This is a genomic window from Chryseobacterium sp. CG10_8 (assembly GCF_058117085.1).
On the sequence record NZ_JBYVEB010000123.1, the window covers coordinates 1 to 7962 of the forward strand.

The following is a 7962-nucleotide window of genomic DNA, read 5'->3' on the forward strand; positions in this document are numbered from 1 at the left end:
AAAATTATTAAAATTCGGTTGTCAAAAGCCTTCCTTGAAAATAAAATATGACTGATTTATTCTTATTGAATGTTAAGAAATATTCATAATAGAAATATGATTTTTCATCGTGTTCAACGTGATTGAGGTTTCATTTTTTTACCTTTATCCAAAAATTGAAAATGAAGAATTTGTTCTTTTTGCTTTTTGGATTTCTTTTAAGTTCTTGTGCTTCTCAGTCCTCTATAAATCAAACAAAAAATACGGGCCATGAGATTGTTATTGCTTTTGGGAGCTGTGATAATCAAAAATTAACCAATTCGCTTTGGGATGATATTATTGCTAATCAACCGGATGTTTGGATTTGGGGAGGAGATAATATCTATTGTGATACCGATGATATGACGGAGCTTCAAAAATGTTATCAATCGAAGAACGAGCAAAAAGATTATCAGAAATTCAAAGAAAAAATTAGAATAACAGGAACTTGGGATGACCATGACTACGCAAGAAATGATGGAGGAGCCGAGTACGAACATCGAAAGGAAAGTCAACAGCTATTTTTAGATTTTATGGATGCTCCAAAAAATGATGAAAGGAGGAATAGAGAAGGAGTGTATAACTCATTAGTAATAAAAGATTCTGATGGAAAATCAGTTAAAATTTTGAATCTCGACACGCGGTATTTTCGTTCGGCCTTAACCAAAGATGAGAGTGGAAAGAAGCGATATCTTAAGCAAGATGTAGGAAGTGTTTTGGGTGAAGAACAGTGGAAATGGCTTGAAAATGAACTTCAAAATTCCCAAAGCGAATTCAATATTATTGTGAGTAGTATCCAGTTTTTATCATCGGAGCATGGTTATGAAGCTTGGGGAAATATGCCGAAAGAAGTCGAACGTTTAGAAAATTTAATTAAAACAACAAAAGCAAAAAATGTTATTATCCTATCTGGTGACCGTCACTTTGCTGAATTTTCTTCCAAAAGTATTCAAGGACAGAGGTATCCGTTGATTGATTTCACTTCCAGTGGACTGACTCATGTTACCGAAGGTATTAAGTCGGAGTATAACCCATATCGAGTTGGAACGATTATTGGTAAAAAGAATTTCGGAATTGTAAAGTTAAACTTAGAAACCGGTTTTGTTTGTTTTGAAATTCGTGGAGAAAACAACGAATTGTTTGAAAAATTGGAGCAGCAATATTAGTTTTTTTGAAGATTTTATAAAAAAAATACTTACATTTGATTAAACTTTAAAACAATAAATTATGGCAAAAAAATTATTCGCTGAATTTTTCGGCACATTTTGGTTAGTTTTCGGAGGATGCGGTAGCGCAGTATTTGCAGCTGGTGTTCCTGACATTGGGATTGGATTAGTAGGGGTTTCTCTTGCTTTTGGTCTTACTGTTTTGACAATGGCTTACGCAGTTGGACATATTTCTGGAGGACACTTTAACCCTGCGGTTTCTGTTGGATTGCTTGCAGGAGGAAGATTTGATGCTAAAGAATTAGTTCCTTATATCGCTGCACAATGTATTGGTGCAATTGCAGCTGCTGCAAGTCTTTATTTTATCCTTAATGGAGCAGGTGCTTTTACAACGGAAGGAGCTGGAGCATTTGCAACTAATTTTTATGATATGCCTGGTTACAATGGTAGAAGTTACAGTATGGGCGCAGCATTCTTAACAGAATTTTTATTGACCATGTTCTTCTTAATTATTATTTTAGGAGCAACTGATAAATGGGCTAATGGAAAATTTGCTGGAATTGCAATCGGTCTTGGTTTAACTTTGATTCACTTGATTTCTATTCCAATTACTAATACTTCTGTTAATCCAGCAAGATCTCTATCTCAAGCTATTTTTGTTGGAGGAGATGCTATTAATCAGTTATGGTTATTCTGGGTTGCGCCAATCGCAGGAGCTTTAGTTGGTGGACTTATCTATAAAAACTTATTACAAACGCCTTGGAAAGAAGCACTTGATGCTTAATTCTAAATAAAGTAGATTATAGATTCCTGCAGTTTTTTCTGCAGGAATTTTTTTTTGAAATCTATTGGTAGGATTTCGCTAAGTCACTATGTAATCAATTATTATTTAACGGACTTTAACTTGTTTACGCAATAAGTTTTTGTTAATTTCGTTCCCTAAATAATATGTTTTTCAAACTAATAAGTTTAGGGAAACGGGCGCCAAAAGAATTTTAAATGAATACTAAAAAAATTGCAATTGCGACTGCAGTGATGTTTTATGGCATTGCGGAAGCGCAACAATCTCAATATTTCAGTAATCGAGAAGATTACAAATTTCAATTAGCAGAACAACTCTACAATACCAAGATTTACAACGCCTCTCAGTACGAATACTCACAACAGTATTTCTACAATACCACGTTGAACAATTCTAAAAAAGAAGCAGCACAGTTTTTTGACAATGTGATTGGGGTGATTTTACAGAAAAATCACGCCGAGCAAGGTCTTGAAGCTTTCATGAAAGAGTATCCTAATTCTGCTTACTTCGCTAAAGCTAATTTGCCTCTTGCGGACTATTATTTGGCGATTAAGGATTTTTCCAAGGCTTTAGAAACACTTAAAAAAGTCAATCAGTATCAATTGTCTCGTGAGGAAAATACCCAATATATTTTGAAGTTGGGTTATGCCAAATTCATGACAGGGGATTCTCGTGGAGCCATTCATGCATTGGAAGAAGCCTACAAAACAGTTGATGAAAGTGAAAGAGGAGATGTTGCTTATATGCTTGGACATTTGCATTATGCAAAAGGTAACAATACCGAAGCTTTTCAATATTTTGATTCTATTATCGAAGATAGTAAGTACACCAAGTTAGTTCGTCCTTATTATGTGCAGATGTTTTATAACGAAAAGCAATATGATAAGGCTATAACAGAAGGGACTGCATTACTGGACGAAGATATTTCGGATTCTTACACAGCGGAAGTTCACAAGATTATTGGGGAGAGTTACTTCATGAAAAATGATTATAATTCGGCGTATTCTCACCTTAAAACCTATTTGGATAGTAAAGAAAATCCGAGTGAAAGTGACCTTTACGAGATGGGTTTTGTCTCAGCTCATTTGAAGAAATACGATGAAGCGGTATCCTACTATAACCGATTGATTAATTCTAATTCTCAACTTTCTCAGAATGCTTATTATCAATTAGGTAATGCTTATTTGGAGGTAGGCAAAAAGCAGGAAGCACTTTCGGCATTTCGTTCTGCATCACAGATGGATTACGATTCCAGCGTGAAGAAATTAGCTCATGAGCAATACGCTAAAGTGAGTTTCGATATCGGAAACCCTTTCGAATCCGCTCCAACGGTCATTCAAAACTATATCAAAGAGTATCAAGGAAGTTCTGAAATTCCTGAAATGAGAAAACTTTTGGTTAAATCTTATTTGTATTCAGGGAGTTATAAAGAAACCTTAGATGCGATTGATAAAGTTGATAGACCAACAGACGAAATCAACAAAATCGATCAAGAAGTTTCTTATTTATTAGGAACGGAAGAGTTTAACAAAGGAAATTTCGACCAAGCTTCAAAGTATTTTGAAAGAAGTTTGAAATTTAATATCAATAAAGAATTTCATCACCGTGCCGAATATTGGTTGGGTCAGACAGACTATAACAAGGGCAATTATGCATCGGCTATTTCTCGTTTCGAGTCATTGTTGGGAGCAACTTCATTTCCGGAGCAATCTCAGCTGAAGTACGATTTGGGTTATGCTTACTTCAAATCCAAAAACTTCGAAAAAGCGCAACAATATTTCAAAGATTATCTAAAGAATCCAAATGCTGAATTCCGTAATGACGCCGAATTGCGTTTGGCGGATACTCATTACGCTAACAATGAGTTGGATGAGGCGATTAAGATTTACAATGAAGCGGATGGTGAAAGTGATTATATCGTTTATCAAAAGGCGTTAGCGCTTGGTTTTCAAGGGAATAATACTGCGAAAATTTCAGAACTCAAACGTCTAATTTCGAAATACGCAGATTCTGATTATACTGATGACGCCAATTACGAAATTGGAGTGGCTTATGCTTCTACAGATGATTTTACAAGCGCGAATGAGTATTTCTCTAAAGTGATCAAAGGTTCTGCAGATAAGGATTTAATCGCAAATGCCAAAATCTATACAGCGCAAAATTATATTGACCTTGGTCAAGACGATAAAGCACTTTCTGAGCTGACAATGCTTGGAAATACTTATAGAAATACGGCTTATGCATCAAAAATTGTTCAGGCGGCGAGACCTATTTTCATTAAGAAAGGTGATGTATCTGGTTACGAAGCTTTTGCTAAAAGTATGGGAGTAAGTATTGATGCAAGTGAAATCGACGAAATCAATTTGTCCACTGCGAAACAATATTACACCAAAAAAGAGTACAAATCAGCTATCCCTTATTACGAAAAGTATCTGTCTCAGAATCCTACAGGAGAAGGACTTTATCAAGCTCAATATGAGTTAGGAGAGAGTTATTATCAGACTCAGAATTCAACGAAAGCGTTGTTGACTTTGCAAGATGTAGCAAGTGTCCAAAACGATTATCAAGAAGATGCACAAACGAGAATTGCGCAAATTCTTTTGTCACAAGGAAATAACACCGAAGTTAAAAAATATTTGATTCAGATTTCTAATTCGAGCAATTCAAGCATTAGTAATTATGCTAATACCGAATTGATGAAGCTGTATTCTGAAGAAAATAATTTGAAAGAAGCCGAAAAATATGCGGATTTAATTTTAGCCAATTCCAAAAACTCGACTGCGGTGATTCAGCAAGCTAAAGTCATTAAAGCTCGAAGCTTGATGAATAGCGGAAAAGATAAAGATGCAAAGTCTGCATACTCTGGTTTGGAAAAATCTTCAAATCCGGAAGTTGCTGCAGAAGCATTGTATGCTAAAGCTTATTATCAGAACAAAGACAAATCTTACAAAGCTTCTAACGAAACCATCTTTAAGTTAGCTAATAACTACGCTTCCGAAGAATATTGGGGTGCAAAAGCATTGGTGGTGATGGCGAAGAATTATGTAGGACTCAAGGATAATTATCAAGCAAGTTATACTGTTGACCAGATCATCGCTAATTACCAGGATTTTCCAGAGGTAGTAGCGGAAGCAAGAGAAGTGAAAAAAACGATTAAATAGTATTCTTAAACCTTGTGTTTAAATTTAGATATATGAACAAAAATATTCAAAAAATATTCTTACTTGGTGTGTTGGTGACTTCTGTGACTGCATTTTCGCAAATCAAGGAAGAAAGATTGATTCTTAATAAAAAGCGTGAACCTGAAGTTAAAAAAATCGAAAAGAAAAAGACTTCGGTTGAAACCGTAAAAAATTATCCACCTCAGGAAAAATCAGAAATTCCTGTAGAATATAATATTACAAATGTTCCTGCGGTTTCGGATTTCAAAACTTCGACGATTGAAGGAGAGGATATTTCTCCTAATATGACGACATCTTACCAAAAGAATTACGTTCAGTTTGGGATGGGGAATTACGGTAAAATCCTCGCAGATGGTAATGTTTCCTATACTTTACAAAACAAAATGGAAGTCGGGTTAGATGCGCATGTCATTTCAACAACGGGACTTAAGAAAGATTACATTTGGAGTTCGAGACAAAGTGATGCCAATGTTGGGGCTTTTATTAATTCTTATGGAAATAAAGGCAAATTCAATATTAATGCTGATTACGAAGGCAATAACTATAATTATTATGGAATTTATGCGTTGAATCCTTCCGCGGATATTGACTTGAGTCAGAAGACTGATGTTGTCCGAGTTAACGGTTATTACGATTTTTACTCCAACGAGATTCTTAATGATGTGAGAGTCAAAACATCATTTCTTTCGGATAAGTTTGATGCAAAAGAAAGCAGTGGTTCGATTGAGCTTAATTTATCAAAGCATGGCGTAGAAATGCCAATGGAAGATGTATTCTTAAATGCTGATTTGGGTGTGGATTTAGAAACAGTTAATTCCGAATTCCAATTACTGAATCAAAATTCCTCTAATTATTTCTTGACAGACCTTTCTCCTAAAGTGACTTTCAGCAAGGGAAAATCTTATTTGATGATTGGCTCTGGATTCAGTTTTCTTAATTCCAAATACAATAACATTTTGTTGACAGAGGAAACTAAAACCAATAAAACCTACTGGTTCCCAAGAGCAGAAGTACAGTTCGCAAAAAGCGACCAATTCAAGTTTTTTGCAGGTGTTGATGGAGGCTTGAAGATGAACACTTATGCAAGCTTACTTCAAGAGAATCCTTATTTGGTTTCTGACCAATTGTTGAAGCCAACAGAGACTAAGTACAAAATTTATGTTGGAATCAGGGGAGACTTCAATGAGCAGGTGAAGTACAGTCTTTCTGCAGGATTTGCTAAGACAAAAAATATCATGTTCTACAAGGCTAACGATTTATTTGACTACAACAATACCCTTAATCGTTCTGCATATAATTTTGCTAACACTTTTTCTGCCAATTATGATGATGGGCAAATTAATGAAGTTGTGGCAAGTGTGCAATATTTTCCACTGGCTAATTTATCCGTAGACGGTGAAATCAAGTACAACTTTGTACGTCTAGATAATCATGATGACGCTTATTATAAGCCATTATTCCGAACTCAAATTGGTGTGAATTACACGATGTTGGACAAAAAATTATTGCTGGGAGCTAAAGTATTTTTGGTATCGGATAGTATGACTAATTCTTATATTATTACAGACAATACAACGGATCCTTCCATGTATGATTCTTTGGAAAATCCTATTGACAGAACGCAAGGTTACATAGATTTTAATCTGTCAGCGTCTTACAAAGTTCACAAAAATTTCACTATTTTTGCGCTCGGAAATAATCTAGTGAACAACAAGTACGAAAACTATAAAGGTTACAAAGTTCTTGGAGCTCAGATTTTAGGAGGAGTGAAAATCACTTTCTAATTTCCAATTTGCAGGGTTGCATAGTTTAATGGATAGAACTTCGGATTTCGGCTCCGACAGTGAGGGTTCGAGTCCTTCTGCGACCACTTTTAATGAATTAACCGTCTAATTATCAGGCGGTTAATTTTATTTTAGCAAACATTTAGCAAACATCTCTAAATTTTAACATTTTTTCTTTCGTTTTTTATAGGACATATCCGACATATTTTTTCAAAGTAAAAACGACATTGTATATTCGTCAATATCAATTTTATTTCTTTCAATAACTTTCGTCCAAAGTTTCGTGAACTTCTTTGTCGGTTTGCCTTTGTAGTATTTTTTGAAGTGTTTATTATCCAACTCATCTGTACTTTTGTCAAACATTACTCCAAATTTCTTTTCCCAAAACCTCATCTTTTTACTTTGGTTCTGTTTACTATAATTTAGACCAAAGGCGGTACGATGATAAAAATAACCTCCGTAAGTGTGCAATTTTCGGCAGACTTTCCCAGTCTTAGGACATAGAAAAAACCATAACAGACCGTTACCGATATTTGACCGTCTTGTTATTAGTCGCACATCATATTCAATATTTTCATTATCATTCAATACATATTTTAGGGTTATTACTCCTCTATTTTCGGTGGCTCTAACACAAATACTGATACTGTTTTGAATATTACTGACTTTATTAGTCCAAGTTACTGAACCCGATAACCAATGATTAGGTTTTAGATAACCGTGTTTTTTGAGAAAACCAATTGATAATTCTCTAAGGTTATCTATCTCGGGTAGATATGTTCCGTGTCTTCCCATATTTTTAATTTATTGTAGTTTACTATCTCACATAAGGATAACCTAAATTATTAAGGAACTTTTTAATAATCTTACCCGCACGTATGGACTCTAAAAACTTGGGGTTTCATTCCTTTTTATGGACTGTAAAAACTCGGTTATTCTCTTAATTGTTCATAAGGTTGGAAACTTTCTTTTACTTAGAATTATTACAAACAACTATTGTCATATAAATC

General features: G+C 34.7%; 5 protein-coding genes and 1 tRNA gene. 5 read left to right on the forward strand and 1 reads right to left on the reverse strand.

Features of this window, described 5'->3' with window-relative positions:
• The first annotated feature begins 161 nt into the window (after positions 1-161).
• The 5 genes from AC4AGG_RS14405 (at position 162) to AC4AGG_RS14425 (ending at position 7038) form a co-directional block, all read left to right on the forward strand.
• Positions 162-1184, forward strand: coding sequence for an alkaline phosphatase D family protein (locus tag AC4AGG_RS14405; RefSeq protein ID WP_489772714.1), 1023 nt, complete (start codon positions 162-164; stop codon positions 1182-1184).
• 61 nt (positions 1185-1245) lie between these two features.
• Positions 1246-1968 carry an aquaporin Z gene (gene aqpZ / locus AC4AGG_RS14410; protein ID WP_489772715.1) on the forward strand — a complete coding sequence of 241 codons (723 nt, stop codon included), beginning with the start codon at positions 1246-1248 and terminating at the stop codon, positions 1966-1968.
• Between the two features lie 215 nt (positions 1969-2183).
• Complete coding sequence (locus tag AC4AGG_RS14415) at positions 2184-5147, forward strand: tetratricopeptide repeat protein (RefSeq protein ID WP_489772716.1); 2964 nt, start codon at positions 2184-2186, stop codon at positions 5145-5147.
• A gap of 32 nt (positions 5148-5179) precedes the next feature.
• The gene (locus AC4AGG_RS14420; protein ID WP_489772717.1) at positions 5180-6952 is read left to right on the forward strand and encodes a TonB-dependent receptor; all 1773 of its coding nucleotides are present in this window, start codon (positions 5180-5182) and stop codon (positions 6950-6952) included.
• 14 nt (positions 6953-6966) lie between these two features.
• Positions 6967-7038 (forward strand) — tRNA-Arg (locus AC4AGG_RS14425).
• Between the two features lie 124 nt (positions 7039-7162).
• Here the strand turns inward: AC4AGG_RS14425 and AC4AGG_RS14430 are convergent.
• Complete coding sequence (locus tag AC4AGG_RS14430) at positions 7163-7747, reverse strand: hypothetical protein (RefSeq protein ID WP_489772718.1); 585 nt, start codon at positions 7745-7747, stop codon at positions 7163-7165.
• Between the last annotated feature and the right edge of the window lie 215 nt (positions 7748-7962).

Coding starts and splice junctions, on each gene's coding strand:
- AC4AGG_RS14420 (WP_489772717.1), top strand. CDS start 5,180: ATGAACAAAAATATTCAAAAAATATTCTTACTTGGTGTGTTGGTGACT.
- aqpZ (WP_489772715.1), top strand. CDS start 1,246: ATGGCAAAAAAATTATTCGCTGAATTTTTCGGCACATTTTGGTTAGTT.
- AC4AGG_RS14415 (WP_489772716.1), top strand. CDS start 2,184: ATGAATACTAAAAAAATTGCAATTGCGACTGCAGTGATGTTTTATGGC.
- AC4AGG_RS14430 (WP_489772718.1), bottom strand. CDS start 7,747: ATGGGAAGACACGGAACATATCTACCCGAGATAGATAACCTTAGAGAA.
- AC4AGG_RS14405 (WP_489772714.1), top strand. CDS start 162: ATGAAGAATTTGTTCTTTTTGCTTTTTGGATTTCTTTTAAGTTCTTGT.